Below are 17129 nucleotides of genomic sequence, written 5' to 3'. Positions count from 1 at the left end.
TCCTTCGAAGGGGTTTCGCCGGTGGTCCGGAGGTCGGTGGACCGGGGGTGGTCGGCCTGCTCACAGGTTGCTCTCTTCCAGGATGGCATCGAGGACGGCGTCCCAGCTGTGGCGCTCCGCGAACCGGCGGGCAGCCATGGACATGGTGCGGCGTGCGAGTGGGTCTCCCGCGAGCTCGTCCAGGGCGGCCGCCAACGCCGCGGGGTGCGAGGGTTCGACGAGGACGCCCGTCACCCCGTCGTCGACGATGCCCGGAACCTGCCCGACGGCCGATGCCACGACCGGCAATCCGGCGGCGCAGTACTCGTAGATCTTCAGGGGGGAGAAGTACTGCTCCTCCTCCCGCTCGGTCCGGGGATAGGGTGCCACCGCGATCGCACAACCGGCAAGCATCGTGGGCACCTCGGCAGGAGTCGACGCCCCGGTGAAGTCGGCGTCCACACCCTTCGCGGCGGCCAGGGAACGCAGGCTTGCGGCTTCGGGACCGTCCCCGACGATCCTCAGTCTCCAGGAACCGTCGGACAGCGCCTTCGCCTCGATGAGGTCGCTGACCCCGTGCCATGGTTTCAGGGTTCCGACGAAGACCACGGTGGGGGTGCCATCGGCTTCCGGTGCGGGCACGATGCGTCTCACATTGACCCCGTTGGGTGCAGTGATGATCCTGGGCGGGGGATCGGACGATGCGTGTGCGGCAACCCAGGCAGCGATGGGATCGGACACGCACGCAACGACCGTCGCCGCCGAAAGCTGGATCCTGAGTGCGTGCAGTGCTGCTCCCTCGTCGTGCAGTGCGCGGTGGGTCCGTTGTTCATCGATGAGGGGCGCATTCACCTCGAGGATGCCGGGGACCGACAATGCGTTCATGATCCGTGCAAGCGCATCACTGAAGAGCGAGTATCTCTCATAGATCGCGGTGACGCCGTCCTCCACGGCCTGTGCAGCCAGTGCAGCGGCGGCGTCCCGTTGGGACTGTTCACGCTCCGGGCCGCTGCCGCGGGGAATGGGGTGGGTGACCACCCGCACGCCGGCAAGGTCGTCGGGAACCGACTCGCCGATTCGCGTGCAATAGACGGTGACATCGGCGCCGCGGGCCAGCCAGCTCCGGACGATCTCCTGGACGTGGACAGAGGCTCCCTTGGAGCCGAACACCGGGATACCGGGATCGACGCACACATAGGCGACGTGCATCAGGACCCCTTCGACGAGCTCAGGGCGCCCTGTCCGGCCTGGAGCTCGCGCAGCCGACGAGCCTGCTCCACGGAGTCGAACGACGACTCGATCAGCTGCCGCGCCGCGCGTGCCATCCCGGTCAGGTCGGCGGATGCACAGTAGGTGAGGGCGTCGACGAGATCGGCTGTGGACCCCGCCCGGGTCAGGATGCCCGTGGGGGCGCCGTCCCCGGAATCGAAGACCTCCGGAATTCCTGTCACGTCACTCGCGATACAGGGGACGCCGGTTGCCATGGCCTCCAGGAGCACGGTCGGCAGGCCGTCCATGTTGCCGTCGGCGGCCATGATGCACGGCGCGACGAAGACGTCGGCCCACCGCAGCACGGCGACGACTTCTTCCTGAGTCCGGGGGCCGAGCAGCGTGACGTCGTCCGCGAGGTCGAGCGCACGTACTTGCGCAAGGAGATCCTCATGCTCAGGACCGCCTCCCGCGATGCGGACGTCCAGGGCGAGGCCGTCGGCCTTCAGCCGGGCGACGGCGTCGAGCAGGTAGCGGAAGCCCTTCTTCTCGACCAGCCTGCCCACGGCGCAGACACGCAGGACCGGCCCGCGTGGTGCCGGGTCCTCGTACGGGAACCGGCCGAGTTCCAGGCCGTTGTAGACGCGGTGCACGGAGGCGTCCGCGCCGGTCGCGAGCCGGTCGAGGAAGCGGTGGTTGAAGTCGCTGACCGTGACGACGTGATGAGCCCGGCGCATGAGATCCGCCAGGACCGCCGCGTCCACCTCCTCGTGGAAGATGTCCTTCGCGTGGGCGGTGAAGGAGAAGGGGATGTCGACGAGTTCTGCGGCGATGGCGGTGGCGCGGGCGGCCATCGATCCGAAGTGCGCGTGAGCGTGGGTGATGCCCTGGCGGGCGAACTCCGCAGCCAGCCCGACTCCCTGATGGGCTTCCGTCGGCTCCATCGCCAGTAGATCGGGCAGCATGTGCGCGAAGCGCTCCCCGAAACTGGGGATCGTCGCCAGGCCTTCCCCGAGCAGGCCCCAGGCCTCGAGGATCCTCGAAGGCTTCGGTATGTACGTCACGCCGGCCTGAACGCGAGCGAGTTCCGGGTGGAATCGGGGGTCGATCGGCGGACGCAACGAGAAGAGGCGGAGGTCCTCGCCCTGCGCTTCCCGGGCAAGGATCTCGGTCACGATGAACGTCTCGGAGAACCGCGGATACATTTTCATGACATAGGCGGTGCGCGACGGTCCGGGTCGGTCAGACAGCAGCATGTACCCACCTCCGGTCCTGGGAGCCCGCCTCGGTGGCGAGGAGTTCAGTGGCCAGAGGGGCGAGTGCGGCGACACCGGTCAGGTCGACCGTGGAACGGCCCACACGGGTGCCTGCGGCACGACCGAACCACGCGCCGATGAGTTCCGGGGAGAGGTCGTCGGGGTGGCACATCTCGACGACACCATGCCGGGCCAGCGCAGAGGCACGGATGAGTTGCTCCATCCGAGGTTCTGTCCGCGGAACGATGAGCGCAGGAGCGGATGTGGTCATGATCTCGCTGACGGAGTTGTACCCGCCCATCGATACGATCGCCGAGGCTCCCTCGATCTCGGAGAGCGCGTCGCGCACTTTCACCACGACCGACGTGCCGGGTCCCGCGGCCCGCTCGACCAGGCGGCGGTGCTCCTTCGGCATCTGGGGCCCGGTGATGACGAGATGCCCGTAGCCCTCGGGAACCTCGGCGCCGGCAGCGGCGAGCAGCAGCGCGAGGCCGTCCGAGCCGCCGCCGGCCATGGTCAGTACGTACGGCTGACCCACGGGGGTCGACCGTCCGCGGGAGACCCTGCCCGCGGCGAGATAGCCCGTGTAGCGGACGAGCGGGCCGAGGGTCCCCGGGATCTCCCCTGTTCCCAGAGGGTCGTGGATCGCAGGATCTCCGTACACCCAGATCTGGTCGAAGACCGGCGCCAGGACGTCGATTCCACCCATTCTGCTCCACTCCTGCTTCATCGCGTGGGGGCTGTCGAGTACCTCACGCAGTCCGAGGACCACCTTGCATGCCGGACGCCTGAGGCGGAGGTTCGTCAGGGCCTGTCCCAGTTCGCCGTCCACTCCGAACGCATGGCGGTCGACGACCACCAGGTGCGGGCGGAAACGGTCGAACACGGCGTCGATCATGTGCATGCGCAGCTGGATGAGGGCATCCTGCCCGATGGTCAGATGACGTGGACGGTAACCCTCGGTGCTCTTGCGTATCCCCGGCAGGACCACCCAATCCCATCCCGCCGGGACGTCGAAGCGTGTTGCGGAGGATGCCCCCGTGACGAGGAGGCCGGTCACCTTCCGGTTCGCGTGGCTGGGCAGGCCGGCCGACAGCGCGTAGGCGATGGCGAGGTTACGGCGCGTGTGCCCGAGCCCCTGGGAGTCATGGGAGTAGAGGACGACCCTGAGCTCCTCGGGCTGCAAATCTGCCATCGTTGATTGCCGGCTTTCTTGACCTGGTGCTGGGATGGTGGAGATATCAGTACGTCAGTCCCGCATGAGCCGCGCATGATGGGTGCATGAGGGAGTTCTCATCTTTCGCACGGCTCACGCCGGTGCCACGGCGATGGTCTACGGCCTGCCGATTCCCTTGTAGTTCCAGCCTGCGCGGCGCCACGTAGCGGGCTCCAGGACGTTGCGGCCGTCCAGGATGTTCTTCGTGCCCACCGATGCGGCGGCCGCTCCCGGGGTGAGGTTGCGATACTCCTCCCATTCGGTGAGCAGCAGCAGGGCGTCGGCGTCCTGCATGGCACGCGACAGGTCCTCCTCGTACAGGAGCTCCGGGAAGCGGCGCCGTGCACCGTCGATCGCCTCGGGGTCGGTGACGGTGACCTCCGCGCCCTGCAATTGCAGTTGTGCGGCGATGCTGAGGGCAGGGGAATCGCGGACGTCGTCGCTGTCGGGTTTGAACGCCGCTCCGAGCACCGTCAGGCGCTTCCCGAGGAGCGAGCCTCCCACCAGCGTGCGGGTGAGCTCGACGGTGCGGATGCGACGCCGGACATTGATGTCATCCACTTCACGGAGGAAGGTGAGCGCTTGATCGGCGCCCAGCTCGCCGGCGCGTGCCATGAAGGCCCTGATGTCCTTGGGGAGGCAGCCACCGCCGAAGCCGATGCCGGCGTTCAGGAACTTCCGACCGATCCGATCGTCGATACCGATGGCGTCGGCCAGGAGTGTTATGTCCGCGCCGGTGACCTCGCACACTTCGGCCATGGCATTGATGAAGGAGATCTTCGTGGCGAGGAACGAATTCGCTGCGGCTTTGACCAGCTCGGCGGTGGCGTAGTCGGAGCGTAGACGCGGGGTGCCCGTCGACAGGGGTGTGGCGTACACGGTGTCGAGCAGTCGGGTGGCGCGCATGCCGGCCTCGCCCTCCGGGAGGCCGTATACGAAACGGTCAGGGGACAGCGTGTCGTTGATGGCGAATCCTTCACGGAGGAACTCGGGGTTCCACGCGAGGTCGGCGTCGGGGTACCGCCGCGAGAGGTCGTCCGCCAGGCGGGCCGCGGTGCCCACCGGGACCGTGGACTTGCCGACGATGAGATTGCCCGGCTCGAGGGAATCGAGCAGCGACGCGAAGGCGCTCTCCACGTGGTGCAGGTCCGCCGCATACTCGCCCTTTCGCTGCGGTGTTCCGATGCAGAGGAAATGCACTTCCGCTCCCGCCGCATCGGCCATGCTGGAGCTGAACTTCAACCGACCGGTCGTCAGGATCTCGTCGAGCAGTTCGGACAGCCCCGGTTCGAAGAACGGGGCACGCCCCGCTTGGAGCTCGCCGATCCTGCGGGGGTCGACGTCGATGCCTACTACGTCGTGGCCGAGCTGGGCCATGCACACTGCATGGACGGCCCCGAGGTATCCGCAACCGATGACAGAAATACGCATGCTGGTCCTCCTGATGTGCGCGCAGAGACCTGCGGAGCATGGAAGGGCAGCACTCATGTCCTGACCGAGTGCTGATCCTCTGGAAGTCTCCATTCAGTCACCCGGACGTAAGGTCACGATGAGCCGTCGATGAGAAGGTTCTCATCCTCACCGGCGTGACGGAACACCGGGGAGGCGTCGCTGCTAGTCTGGCGCCACCGTCGACCGAGGAGAGCCGTGGCACCGGAGATCGATCCGCACAACCTGACCCCCGGGCAGATCGACCTGATCAATGAGGGCCGGAAGCTCGAGGGCGTGCATCTGACCCTCTTCGGCTACTTCGGCGGCCCGGAGTTGCAGGGTGCCTGCATCGGGCGCATGCAGCTCGACGAGGACGGCCGGCTGCCGGCATCCAACTACGAGTCCCCCGAGGACCGGTTGAAGGAGCTGGTCCTCGCGCAACTGCTCCGCGGATCCCTGAGGCAGTCGATCCCGATCGTCCTGGGCGGACTCTTCGAGGACCTCTTCGCCCTGCGCACCCTGGAGGCTGCGGGCGGCGATGTGCAGGAGTACATCGCTTCCGCTGGGGCGCAGATCGTGGACATGTTGCCGCCGGCGTTCCGGCGCTACTACACGTCCGGCTTCCTGCAGCGCTTCGCCGTCGTCGCGGCCGAGGTGGCCTCGGACTTCGAACTCGGCTGGGAGGGTCCCCGCACGTTCGCGCATGAACTCGCGGCCTACTGCTTCGCGAAGAAGGGCGTGCGCCATGCTGACATCGAGTACGGCGCCGGCCTGGGAGCCGTGAACCTGGATCGACTGATCATCGGGCTGCTCGACGAGACCTCCATGCTCGAGGAGGCGTACCTGCCGGCACCGGAAGGCAAGGAGCTGACAGCCCCTGCCTGGTTCGTGCCTCGGGACCCGGCATCGCGGGTCAACCCCTATCTGCACCCTGAGGGGATGCCCAACACGGAGCAGGTCGACCTGCTCGAGCACCAGCTCAGTCACGAGATCCCCGAGAAGCACCCGGGCCCGGCCCGGCAGAAGGCCCTCGCCGAGGGTGCCCTGATCGACATCAGCCCGTACGCGTCCCGCCAGTACTTCCTCTGCCCGGTCGCCGTCGAGCACTCGGTCGTCGCAGCCCTCGGGCTGGACGGCCTGCCGCCGGAGTCCGAGTGGGAGGACCTGCTGCTCCACCCGGCCTGGCACGGCGCTGCGGAACACCCCACCTGGAAGAGCTTCGACTACATCGCCGTCGGCTTCGAGGACCAGCAGGTGTATGTCGCGCTGGTCGCCGGCACCGACGAGATGAGCTCGCCGGTCCTCACCATCCAGTACATCAGCGAGGTCATCGACGAACCCTAGAGCTCCAGGTCATCGAAGCTATTGACTATAGCCTCCTAGGGATACACACTAGCCGCATGACCTCTTCTACTTCCCCACCTCCCACCCAGTACCTCATCCGTCCCGAGGGGCGCGTGGCGTACGACCTTCAGGGTTCAGGTCCGCTCCTCGTCCTCGTACCAGGCATGGGGGAGCTGCGCTCCTCCTATCGCTTCCTGGCGCCGGTGCTCGTCGCTGCTGGTTACTCGGTGGCGAGCACCGACCTTCGCGGTCACGGTGACAGCGACACGACCTTCTCCTCCTACGGCGACGTCGAGACGGCCGGCGATGTCCAGGCGCTGATCGAGCAGCTCGGCGGGTCGGCGGTCATCGTCGGCAACTCCCTGGCCGCCGGTTCCGCGGTCATCGTCGCAGCCGAGCACCCTCACCGGGTCGATGGCCTGGTGCTGATCGGCCCGTTCGTGCGCAACCCTCCGTCCAATGCCTTCACGCGGGCCATGTTCCGCACCATGATGGCCCCGCCATGGGTCGCGGTCGTGTGGAAGAGCTATATGCCCACCCTCTATGCCGGCCGCAAGCCGGACGATTTCGAGGAATACCGCAAGGCGGTGGTGACGAGCCTCAAGCGCAAGCCCTATGGCAGGGCCTTCTCGCTCACCACCCGGCAGACCGATCACGATCCCGCCGAGGCGAAGCTCGGCTCGGTGACCGCCCCGACGATGGTGGTCATGGGTGAGAAGGACCCCGACTTCAAGGATCCCGCGGCCGAAGCCCGCTTCGTCGGTGATGCTCTTCGTGCGGAGGTCGTCATGGTCGCCGAAGCCGGGCACTACCCCCAGGCGCAGCGGCCCGCAGTGACCTCGGACGCCATCCTCCGCTTCCTCGAGACCGTGCAGCATGCCTAGGGCCGGGCTCTCCCGCGATCGCGTGGTGGAGGAGGCTGCGCTCATGATCGACGAAGTGGGCCTCCATCGGTTGACGCTCGCCGCGCTGGCCGGACGGCTCGGCATCCGCCAACCATCGCTCTACAAGCACATCGACTCGATGGCAGGACTGCATCGGGATCTCTCGGTCCACGCGAAGCGCGAACTCGGCGAGGTCCTGGCCCGCGCCGCTGTCGGCCGGTCCGGCGCCGTCGCCATCCACGCCATGTCCCATGCGTACCGCGACTGGGCGCGCGACCACCCCGCCCGCTACGAAGCCTCCCAGCGGATGCCCTCTCCCGGCGACATCGAGGACGAGGCCGTCTCACTCGCCGGCGTCCAGATCATCGCCGACGTCCTCGCCGCCTACGACCTGGCGGGCGACGACGCCGTCGACGCGATCCGCGCCCTGCGCTCCGCCCTGCACGGCTTCGTCTCCTTCGAGACCACGGGATCATTCGCCATGAGCGCGAATGTCGACCGCAGCTTCGAGCGCCTCGTCCACGGGTTCACCGTCGCACTCACGCAGTGGACCGATCCGACCCTCCTGGAGGCCAGTCCGACAGTCGACCACCGAGGAACGGGAGAATCATGAGCATCCCGCCGGCGACCTCCGGGACGCCCCGATAGCGGATCGGACAACCAATGCGTGGTCCGGGCGGTGGATGCGACACTCCTTGACCTCGGGGCGGGCGCGGCGGAGTCTTGTATCAGACACCCCGGACCCTGGTGGCACGATCACTTCCCAGCCGCCAAGGAGCCCATCATGTCCTCCGTCGTCGATTCACGACCCCCTTCATCCCGTCTCGCGCCGACGTGGCCGACGGGTGATGCCGGGTCCGAGCAGATGGTCCAGCAGAATGACCAGGTCATCCAACGCCTGTTCGCGGCGGGCCTGCGCATCCAGGGCCTGCGCAGACACCTCTCGGACCGTGAGGCCCTCGAACGCATCAGCGTCGTGGGCGCCGAACTGGATGCCGCGATCAGGGACCTGCGCCGTACCATCCACTCCCTCCGATCGCCCCCGCCGACCTTCAGCGCCGGTATCCTGGCCCTCGTCGCGGCCATGGCCCGGGATCATGCTCTCCAGCCCGAGTTGCGCCTTTCCGGGCCCCTCGACATCGCTGTCGACCCCGGCGTGGCCGAACATGTGCAGGGAGTCCTCCGGGAAGGCCTGTGCCGTGCGTTCCGGGACGCTGCAGCGCACTGCATCACCATCACCCTGCGGGCCGTTCAGGATCATCTCGAGCTGGGAATCACCGACGACGGCTCAGGGTCCGCCGAGCTGGTATCCGGCCGGGGCCCGACGGCGATGCGGCACCACGCCGAACTCTGCGGCGGCACGCTCTCGATCTCGAGCTCCCCCGGCGAGGGAACGCGCATCCTCCTCATCGTGCCCCTGCGCTGCCGCTGAGCGGCAGGAAACCGCGACGCCGGTTGCGCGGTCGGCGGTCCGACAGGACTGCTGGTGGTCAGAGGGTGAGGGTGCGCCGCAGCACTGCTTCGGCCGTGTCGGTCAGACTGGTCCTGTGGGATCGGGCGTAGGTCCGCAGACGTTCGAAGGCTTCGTTCGTGGAGACGTTCGAGATCTGGGAGATCACCCCCTTGGCCTGCTCGACGAGGATCCGGCTGTTCAGGGCCCGCTGCAACTGGTCGTTGACGATCGCGGATTCCCGGATGGAGCGTTCCTGCAGGATGCTGATCGTCGACACATCGGCCAGGGCCTGGCCGATGGCCACGTCCTCCTCGCTCAGTTCACCGGTCTCGGTGCGGAACAGGTTCATCGCACCGATGGTCTTGCCGCGCACGCGCAGGGGAAAGGCATGCACGGACTGGAAGCCCTGGGTCGCGGCCGCGTCCTTGAACCTCGGCCACCGGTCTCCGGTCCCGGCGATGTCACGGATGGTGATGGGTACCCCGGTGACGTAACACTCCACGCACGGGCCGGCCCCGGTCTCCTGCTGCAGGACTTCGATGAGACGGCTTTCCTCGCTGGTGGACGCGAGCACCTGCAGTACACCGTCCGGACCGGCGAGCATCAGCCCGGCAGCGGTCGCGTCGAGCAGTCCTACGCATTCGTCGACGAGCGTGTGCAGGAGGTCCAGCACATCGTATTCATCGACCAGAGTGTCCGCGATCCTGACGAACGCGGCACTGACCCGGCTTGCCCGGGTGGTGGATTCCATGAAGCCCACGGTAGGCCTCCTCAGGTTCATTTCATAGATTCGAACGGAGGTGAGAAGTCCAGCCGCCTGTCGAGGACGGCGCCGGAGGTCTCCCGTACCGTCTGTCCGTTCGCGAAGGCATGCCCTCGGAGCAGCAGCAGGGCATCGGCCGCCGTCCCCCCGGTCTGGGCGAGCACCATACCCGTCGCCTGATGGATCTCACGGCGGGAGGGTGTCAGCCCTTCTTCGGGGTCGTCCTCATCGTCGGGGACGAGGATGCGGCGCAGCAGACTCCAGGCGGCCCCGTCAGCGAGCACGCCTGCCTCGACCAGCTCGGAGTGGCTCAGCTCGCCCGGGGTGGTCCGGTAGAGCTCCACGACCCCCACGTCCAGGGCTCCGATGACCAGCGGGAAGACGAACAGGGCCTGCACCTCGGTGTCGGTCAGCGCTTTTCCGAAGACCGGCCACTTCTCGTGGGTCATCGAGCGCACATAGGGGAGGAGGACGGGCGTCCGGGAGTGGGCGGCTTCCCACCGAGGGCCTTCCCCGAGATCGAACTGGAGCTCGTCGAGCCGGGCGGCGAGCTCGTCGCTGGCCCCCAGCATCGTCTCCCGGGCGGATCCGCTGAATGCCGACAGGGCAGCGCCCGACACCGGTATCGCCTCGATGAACGAGGTGCACAGAGCCGAACACAGCTGATCCAGCCCGAGTGATTCGTTCGCGGTCACGGGTGCATCACCTGGCCCGGGGCGGTGGAAGGAAACGCGAGCGCAGCATCTTCCTGACCCTTTCCGCGGACAATGCGAACAGTTGAAGGGCGGATCATGCGGGCCCGTCAGCGGTCCCGGTGAAACTAGTGGCACAAGTGTAGCCGCCCACCGGAGCCGCGATCAGGGCCGACCGCACTCGTTTCCGCCGGGGGAAGGTGGTCCGAGTGCGGCTTCAGAGAACCAGGGTGCGGTCGATGACCTGCTGGCTGGTGTCATTAAGGGTCTGGTGCGTGGAGCGGGCGTGATTGCGCAGGCGACTGAATGCTTCGTCCATGGTGACCGTGGAGATCTGGGCGATGACACCCTTGGCCTGCTCGATCATGATCCTGCTGTTCAGCGCCCTCTGCAGTTGATCGTTCACGATCTGGCTTTCCCGGATCGTTCGCTCCTGCAGGAGGCTGATCGTGGCCACGGACGCCAGCGCCTGGGCGATCACGGCATCCTCCTGCTCCAGGTCACCGGTTGCGGAGCCGAAGAGCCCCATGGCGCCGATGACTCGCTCGTGGATGCGCAGGGGAACGACATGGACGGACGCGAAACCCTGCCGGAGGGCAGCCTGCTGGAAGGCCGGCCACTTGTCGAGAGCGGCGATATCAGCGATCGTGACGACGGATCCGGTGTGGTAACACTCGATGCAGGGGCCTTCTCCGGCCTGCAGCTGGAGGATCTCGACGAGTTCCGACTCCTCGCTGGTCGACGCCACGACCTGGAGGTCTCCATGAGGGCCGGCAAGCAGGAGGCCTACCTGATCGACCTGCAGGAGATCGACGCATTCCTCGGCGAGAGTGTGGAGCATGTCGAGGACGTCGTAGTCGGCGACCAGGGTATCGGCGAGCTTGACGAACGCGGTGCTCACTTTTTCGGGTCTCGATCGGGTCACCATTGTTCTGCCCTCCGGCACTGCTTCGTATCGTCGCCCTGGTGGCGGGAATATGGAAGTACTTTCATCAGTGTTCCTCACTGCCGGCACTGTCCGACACAGCATCCGGTTCCGCCGCGAAGGTGAGACTTCGGTTGATGACTGCCTGTGCCGCCTCTGCGAGGGTCTGTTCGTGGGCGAAAGCGTGTGCGCGCAACAGCATGAGAGCCTCTGCGGCCGACACGTCTGCCTGCACGAGAATCATCCCCGTGGCCTGGTGGATCTCCCGACGCGCGAGCGGCTCGGACTCCGTCATCGCTCCCGGGTTGCGGCGACCCTCGTCGAGGATGGAGTGCATCAGGGCCCAGGACGTCGTGCTGGTCAGCGTCTGCGCATGAAGGAGTGTCGGGGCGCTGAGTGATCCTGGACGGGTGTGATACATCTCCACGACACCGATATTGACGGCGCCGACGATCAATGGCAGAACGAAGACAGCAGCCGCCCCCGCATCGGCAAGGGCAGTGCCGAGAGCCGGCCATTCCAGGTGAGCGGCGCGTGTATCCGGAACGATCACGGGCGCACGGGTCCGCATCGCATCCCATCGTGGCCCCTCTCCGACCGAGAACTGCGCCTCGTCCAAGGCGATCGCTCGGTCATCCGTCGCACCCATGCGGGTCTCGTTCGCCGTTCCGACGAAGATCGAGATAGCAGCGCCTGTCACCGGCAGTTCCGACAGGAACACCGCACACAGATCGTCATCACCGGGGAGGTTCAACACGCGCACCCACCCGGGGCGAGGGGCGGGACGCGTCGGCCGGTGCTTCGGACGCACGGGTGGAGGACTGGGGATACGGTCTTCATGACAGGTCTCGGATCGTTGGCTGTGGCCCTACGGCCGCAGGCACACTCATCGTTCCGAAAGCCCCTCAACAATCCGCCGACGATCACTGAATTCACGTAGAACTGACCCCACCATAACCCGGCCTTCCCGTCCAAGGGCTTGAACGCCCAGTATCCCAGTGCACACCCCCTGCAGCCACAACAATCGCCGTCGGGTCGGACACGCTGATTGACGAAGACGCGGGCATGGCGGAGTCTTGAAGCTGACACCCCGGACCCTGGTGGCACCACGCTCTCTCTGCCGCCAAGGAGTCCCGACATGTCGCCTGCCCACACTTCAGGGCCCCCCTCGCCCGGTTTCACCTCGTCCGTGTCGAAGCACGGTAGTGGACCCGTGCAATCCGCTCGGCGACCCGTCCTGACAGATCGGCAGGAATCGATTGCGGCGATGATCGCCTGCGGTCTGACCGGCCAGCACGTTGCCCGGGTGCTCAACCTGCCCTTGCGCGCCGTCGAGGGGCACGTCCACCTCATCCTCGAGGTTCTCGGGCTCGCCCGCCTCGAGGATCTCACGGAGGATGCCATCAGCGGCTATGGCGATGCCGCGATCCGGCAGTACGACGGCGGGCCGGTCCACCCCCAGCCCGCAGCGGGACCGTCGAGGTTCGGGCGATGATCATGCGTCAGGCCGCCGGCCGGGCTGCGGGGAAAGCCATGGGTATCGGTTCACTCGTGACGGTGCCCCTTGATCTCGAGGACGAGGAACGGATCGTCAGCGCGTACGACCCGCAGCAGCGCGTCACCCACTTCACCCACTAACGGCGAGGACAGCGTCCCCGTGTCAACGATCGGTCGGCAACCCATGGTCACCACACCGCCTCCGCCCTCCCCGGTGCCTGGGGTCCCGGGGCGCACCCGAGGCCGCCTCCTGACGGAGCAGACCGCCCACGACGCCGTCGACGGCCTCGCGGAGGTCGCTTTCGCCGTGATCCGGTCAGCAGACGGGGCGGGTGTGAGCCTTCTCGACAGCGGCGGCGGGCGGCTGAGTGTCGGGGCCACCAGCAACGGTGTCCTCGAAGTCGACGACCTGCAATACGAGTTGGGCGAAGGACCCTGCCTGAGCGCCTGGGCGACCGGCACGCCCGTCCACATCCTCGATACGCATCATGACCTCCGGTGGGAGAGGTGGAGGGCAGCGGCCGTCCGGTGCGGAATCAGATCCTGCCTCAGCGTGCCCCTGCCGAAGGACCCGGGGCGGTTGGGTGCGATGAAGGTCTACTCGGACAGCCCAGGTGCGTTCTCCGACGCGGACCGGAAGATCCTGCAGAGCCTCGCTCGATCCGCAGCAGCCCTGCTCGGTCATATCCAGACCAGCGACCTCCCTCAACGCCTGAGTGACGAGCGCAGGACCGCGCTCGCCGGCCGGGACGCCGTGGGGATCGCTCGTGGCATCCTCATGGAACGCCACGCCGTCGACAAGGAGACGGCCATGCAGCAGCTCATCGACCTGGCGGCCCGCACGGGCACCACCGTCCGGGACCAGGCGATAGCGATCAGTGGACGCGATGACGCGGGTCGACACTGACGCTGGAAGCGTCTGTCAGTTCGTGAAATGGGTGTGGGGCGTGGTGCCCGTGGCTTGCACGATCAGATCGCGGGCGACGTCGCTGAGTTTCCGGCCTCGGGTATTGGAGGCCCGTTGGAGCATCTCGAAGGCCTCCTTTTGGGTGCACCGGCTCTGGCCGAGGATGATCCCGACCGCGATGTCGATGTTGGTCCGCGTCTCCATCGCCGAGTACAGATCGGCCGCGGCGTCCTGGTAGCGGGCCACCCGCATCGCCATCTCGAGGGCCCTGCCGGCCTGGGAGGCGAACACCGCAGCGACCCGTTGCCTCTCGGAGGTGAAGTATCCGATCGGGCGGGCGTAGAAGTTCAGTGTCGCGAGTCCTTCTGGTCCGAGTTCCAGTGGAACGCTCAGCATCGACGCGAACCCGGTGGCCGCAGAGGAGCCGAAATAACGGGCCCACCGCCCGTCGCGTCGTGCGTCGTCGACGATCACGAGCTCATGGTTCGTCATCGCGGCCAGCGATGGTCCTTCTCCGACATGGTGCTGGAGCTCGTTGAGGGCCGTGGCTGTGTCCGAGCTGCTCTTGACGTTCAGGCGCCGATTCCCGCGCCGGGACATCAGTCCGCACGGCACCGACTCGTCGTCGGTGAAGAGCTGTTCTCCGAGGACCGACAACTGGTCGATGAAGTCCGTGATGTTCCGGTCCTCGAGCAGCAGGGACTGCGGATCGGCCGCGTCCGGACGCTTGCGGTTCTGCATGATCAGTAACTTACGCCACAGCGCGCCATTGAGTGCCGCCGCCGCCCGGGCTACCATCGGCCTACGAAAGAAGAACGCGGCGTTCGATTATCGAACGTCGCGAACGGCACATCCACGATGAAGTGAGGCCAGCCCGTGCAATTCCACCACCATGGCTACGTGTCGGGTGACCCACGCGTCCAGCCGGCCGCCGGCGTCGGACTGGACCGCCCGCAGGAGCTCCCCGACGAGGTCGACGTCCTCATCATCGGCACGGGACCCGCCGGCATGATCGCCGCCGCACAGCTCTCCCAGTTCCCCGGCATCACCACCCGGATCGTGGAACGCCGCCCGGGCAGGCTCGCGATCGGCCAGGCCGACGGCATCCAGGCCCGCAGCGTCGAGACGTTCCAGGCCTTCGGGTTCGCTCACCGCATCATCGACGAGGCGTACCGGATCGTCGAGATGGCCTTCTGGAAGCCCGATCCCGCCGACTCCTCGCGCATCGTCCGCACCGCCCGCCCCGAGGACGATCCGACCGGCATCAGCGAGTTCCCGCACCTGATCGTCAACCAGGCCCGAGTGCTCGACTACTTCGCCGAGTTCATGAAGAACGCGCCGACCCGCATGGAACCCGACTACGGCTTCGAATTCGCGGGGCTGGAGGTCGACCACGAGCAGGACTACCCGGTGCGGGTCACCCTCACGCGCGCCGCGGGGGAGCGCGCCGGTACGGAGCGCACCGTCCGCGCGAAGTACGTGGTCGGTGCTGACGGCGCCCGCAGCAAGGTCCGTCAGGCGATCGGCTGCACCCTCGCCGGGGACAAGGCCAACCACGCGTGGGGCGTGATGGATGCCCTCGCGGTCACCGACTTCCCCGACATCCGCCGCAAGTGCGCCATCCAGTCCGGGGCCGGCGGCAGCATCCTGCTGATCCCGAGGGAGGGCGGGCACCTCTTCCGTATGTACGTGGACCTCGGCGAGGTGGACCCGGCGGACAACGGCGCGGTCCGGGCCACGACGCTCGAGCAGATCATCGCCAAGGCCAACACGATCCTCAGCCCCTACACCCTCGACGTGCGGAACGTCGCCTGGCACAGCGTCTACGAGGTGGGCCACCGCCTCACCGACAGGTTCGACGACGTCCTGCCGGAGGACGTGGGCACCCGCACCCCGCGCGTCTTCATCACCGGCGACGCCTGCCACACGCACAGCGCCAAGGCGGGCCAGGGGATGAACGTGTCCATGCAGGACGGCTTCAACCTCGGCTGGAAACTCGGGCACGTTCTCGAGGGCCGCAGCCCGGAGGCCCTGCTGGCCACGTACTCGGCCGAACGGCAGGTCGTCGCGAAGGACCTCATCGCGTTCGACAAGGAATGGTCGACGCTCATGGCGCGCAAGCCGGAGGAGTTCGCCGACCCGTCCGAACTCGAGGACTTCTACGTGAGGACCATGGAGTTCCCTGCGGGCTTCATGACGCAGTACGCGCCGTCCGTGCTCGTCGCGGAACCCACGCACCAGGACCTCGCCACCGGCTTCCCCGTCGGCAAGCGCTTCAAGTCCGCGCCCGTCGTCCGTGTGTGCGACGGCGTCCCGATGCACCTCGGACACCACGCGACGGCGGACGGCCGGTGGCGCCTCTACGTATTCGCCGACCGGGCGGAGCCCGGTGCGTCCTCCGGTGTGGCGGCGTTCGCCGACTGGATCGGCACGCACCCCGACTCGCCGCTCGCCGCCACGCGCCCGGACGCCGACCGGGACGCCTGGTTCGACCTGAAGGTGATCTACCAGCAGGACCACACGCAGGTGGACCTCGGGCGGGTGCCGGCGGAGTTCACACCGGCGGTGGGCCCGTTCGGGCTCACCGACTACGAGAAGGTGTACGCCGCCGATCCGGCCTCGGACATCTTCGACCTGCGCGGACTGGAGCGCGCGGGCGTCGTCGTCGTCGTCCGCCCCGACCAGTACGTGGCGCACGTGCTCCCACTGGCCGACACGGCGGGCCTCGCCGCGTTCTTCGCCCCGCTGCTGGCCTCCCGGGCGGTCCGCCCCGGGGCGGCGGACACCGGACGGGCCTTCGCCTGACATGCGGATGTCACAGGCGGGCCCGGGCATGACGGCCGCCGCAGGAGCGACGCCGTCGGCCCCCGCCTCCCAGACCCTGTCGCGGGGCATCCGGGCCCTGGAGATCCTCGCGGAGACCCCGGACGGACTGACGACGGCGGAGATCGCGGGCGCGCTGGAGGTGCACCGCTCCATCGCCTACCGGATCCTGCGCACCCTCGAGGAACACTCGCTCGTGGTCCGGGACGCCGGCGGCCGTTTCCAGGCCGGCCCGGGACTCGCGAACCTGGCCCGGGGCGTGGCACCCAGGCTGCAGACCGCCGCGCTGCCCGAACTCACCGCGGTGGCGTCCGACCTGCAGATGACGGCGTTCATCGCGGTCTGGGACCGGCACCACTGCGTCACCCTCGTCGCCGTCGAACCGCCGCACGGCGAGGGCACCCTGGTCCAGCGGCCGGGCTCACGCCACCCCTTCGACGCCGGGGCGCCCGGCATCGCCATCCAGTCCGCCCTCACCGAGGCGCACTGGCAGCGCCTGGCGCCGGGCTCGCCCTACCGGGAGGAATCCAGGATCGCGGCGGCCACCGGGTACGCCACGAGCCAGGACGAGGTGATCCCCGGCGTCAGTTCCGTCGCCGCCCCCGTGCACGTCCGCGGCAGGCTCCCGGCCGCGCTCGCCGTCGTCTACCTCCGCAGCGACCAGCCGGTCGAGGCCATCGGCGCCCGTGTCGCCGCAGCGGCCCGCGCCGTCGGATCCGTCCTGTGAGACGGCCCCACCACCCCATACCC

Annotated in this window: 18 protein-coding genes; 9 read left to right on the top strand and 9 right to left on the bottom strand. The window is 67.7% G+C overall.

The window, feature by feature from the left end; all coding sequences use genetic code 11:
• Positions 1 to 60: 60 nt before the first annotated feature.
• From AC4D2F_RS09295 to AC4D2F_RS09280, 4 genes are all read right to left on the bottom strand, one after another.
• Positions 61 to 1188: a glycosyltransferase family 4 protein gene (locus AC4D2F_RS09295; protein WP_490910281.1), complete on the bottom strand. Its 1128-nt coding sequence runs from the start codon at positions 1186 to 1188 to the stop codon at positions 61 to 63.
• Positions 1188 to 2444 (bottom strand): glycosyltransferase, encoded by a 1257-nt coding sequence (locus AC4D2F_RS09290; protein ID WP_490910280.1) that lies wholly within the window; start codon positions 2442 to 2444, stop codon positions 1188 to 1190. The genes AC4D2F_RS09295 and AC4D2F_RS09290 overlap by 1 nt, the downstream gene beginning before the upstream one ends.
• A complete protein-coding gene (locus AC4D2F_RS09285) occupies positions 2431 to 3639 on the bottom strand; it encodes a glycosyltransferase family protein (protein WP_490910279.1) in 1209 nt (402 codons plus the stop codon). Before AC4D2F_RS09285 ends, AC4D2F_RS09290 begins: the two co-directional genes overlap by 14 nt.
• A 138-nt stretch (positions 3640 to 3777) precedes the next feature.
• A complete protein-coding gene (locus tag AC4D2F_RS09280) occupies positions 3778 to 5091 on the bottom strand; it encodes a UDP-glucose dehydrogenase family protein (RefSeq protein ID WP_490910278.1) in 1314 nt (437 codons plus the stop codon).
• A 216-nt stretch (positions 5092 to 5307) separates the two neighbouring features.
• Between AC4D2F_RS09280 and AC4D2F_RS09275 the strand changes: the two genes are divergently transcribed.
• The 4 genes from AC4D2F_RS09275 (at position 5308) to AC4D2F_RS09260 (ending at position 8751) form a co-directional block, all read left to right on the top strand.
• Positions 5308 to 6435: a hypothetical protein gene (locus AC4D2F_RS09275; protein ID WP_490910277.1), complete on the top strand. Its 1128-nt coding sequence runs from the start codon at positions 5308 to 5310 to the stop codon at positions 6433 to 6435.
• Positions 6436 to 6491: 56 nt separating this feature from the next.
• Positions 6492 to 7319 carry an alpha/beta fold hydrolase gene (locus AC4D2F_RS09270; protein ID WP_490910276.1) on the top strand — a complete coding sequence of 276 codons (828 nt, stop codon included), beginning with the start codon at positions 6492 to 6494 and terminating at the stop codon, positions 7317 to 7319.
• The gene (locus AC4D2F_RS09265) at positions 7312 to 7932 is read left to right on the top strand and encodes a TetR/AcrR family transcriptional regulator (RefSeq protein ID WP_490910275.1); all 621 of its coding nucleotides are present in this window, start codon (positions 7312 to 7314) and stop codon (positions 7930 to 7932) included. Before AC4D2F_RS09270 ends, AC4D2F_RS09265 begins: the two co-directional genes overlap by 8 nt.
• A gap of 171 nt (positions 7933 to 8103) precedes the next feature.
• On the top strand, positions 8104 to 8751 hold the full coding sequence (locus AC4D2F_RS09260) for a sensor histidine kinase (protein ID WP_490910274.1): 648 nt from the start codon (positions 8104 to 8106) through the stop codon (positions 8749 to 8751).
• 58 nt (positions 8752 to 8809) lie between these two features.
• Here AC4D2F_RS09260 and AC4D2F_RS09255 read toward each other — a convergent pair whose 3' ends face one another.
• The 4 genes from AC4D2F_RS09255 to AC4D2F_RS09240 form a co-directional block, all read right to left on the bottom strand.
• Entirely contained in the window at positions 8810 to 9523 is a 714-nt protein-coding gene (locus AC4D2F_RS09255) for a GAF and ANTAR domain-containing protein (RefSeq protein ID WP_490910273.1), read from the bottom strand.
• Between the two features lie 26 nt (positions 9524 to 9549).
• Complete coding sequence (locus AC4D2F_RS09250; RefSeq protein WP_490910272.1) at positions 9550 to 10230, bottom strand: GAF and ANTAR domain-containing protein; 681 nt, start codon at positions 10228 to 10230, stop codon at positions 9550 to 9552.
• 214 nt (positions 10231 to 10444) lie between these two features.
• Positions 10445 to 11128 (bottom strand): GAF domain-containing protein, encoded by a 684-nt coding sequence (locus AC4D2F_RS09245; protein WP_490910271.1) that lies wholly within the window; start codon positions 11126 to 11128, stop codon positions 10445 to 10447.
• Positions 11129 to 11219: 91 nt separating this feature from the next.
• Positions 11220 to 11909: a GAF and ANTAR domain-containing protein gene (locus tag AC4D2F_RS09240; protein WP_490910270.1), complete on the bottom strand. Its 690-nt coding sequence runs from the start codon at positions 11907 to 11909 to the stop codon at positions 11220 to 11222.
• 510 nt (positions 11910 to 12419) lie between these two features.
• On the opposite strand from AC4D2F_RS09240, the gene AC4D2F_RS09235 reads away from it, so the two are divergent.
• Genes AC4D2F_RS09235 through AC4D2F_RS09225 form a run of 3 tightly spaced genes read left to right on the top strand, consistent with a single transcriptional unit; the run spans position 12420 to position 13556 of the window.
• Complete coding sequence (locus tag AC4D2F_RS09235) at positions 12420 to 12647, top strand: hypothetical protein (RefSeq protein ID WP_490910269.1); 228 nt, start codon at positions 12420 to 12422, stop codon at positions 12645 to 12647.
• Positions 12644 to 12790: a hypothetical protein gene (locus AC4D2F_RS09230; RefSeq protein WP_490910268.1), complete on the top strand. Its 147-nt coding sequence runs from the start codon at positions 12644 to 12646 to the stop codon at positions 12788 to 12790. Before AC4D2F_RS09235 ends, AC4D2F_RS09230 begins: the two co-directional genes overlap by 4 nt.
• Positions 12791 to 12833: 43 nt before the next feature.
• Positions 12834 to 13556: a GAF and ANTAR domain-containing protein gene (locus AC4D2F_RS09225; RefSeq protein WP_490910267.1), complete on the top strand. Its 723-nt coding sequence runs from the start codon at positions 12834 to 12836 to the stop codon at positions 13554 to 13556.
• Between the two features lie 15 nt (positions 13557 to 13571).
• Here the strand turns inward: AC4D2F_RS09225 and AC4D2F_RS09220 are convergent, their stop codons facing one another.
• A complete protein-coding gene (locus AC4D2F_RS09220; RefSeq protein WP_490910266.1) occupies positions 13572 to 14297 on the bottom strand; it encodes a GAF and ANTAR domain-containing protein in 726 nt (241 codons plus the stop codon).
• Between the two features lie 135 nt (positions 14298 to 14432).
• Here AC4D2F_RS09220 and AC4D2F_RS09215 point away from each other — a divergent pair, with 135 nt between their 5' ends.
• Positions 14433 to 16361, top strand: coding sequence for an FAD-binding monooxygenase (locus AC4D2F_RS09215; RefSeq protein WP_490910265.1), 1929 nt, complete (start codon positions 14433 to 14435; stop codon positions 16359 to 16361).
• A 28-nt stretch (positions 16362 to 16389) separates the two neighbouring features.
• Positions 16390 to 17106 carry an IclR family transcriptional regulator gene (locus AC4D2F_RS09210; protein WP_490910264.1) on the top strand — a complete coding sequence of 239 codons (717 nt, stop codon included), beginning with the start codon at positions 16390 to 16392 and terminating at the stop codon, positions 17104 to 17106.
• Positions 17107 to 17129 lie beyond the last annotated feature (23 nt).

This window comes from Arthrobacter sp. TJ-263, assembly GCF_058269155.1.
The sequence above is the reverse complement of the archived record's forward strand: the minus strand, read 5'-3'. Positions and strand labels throughout refer to the sequence as shown.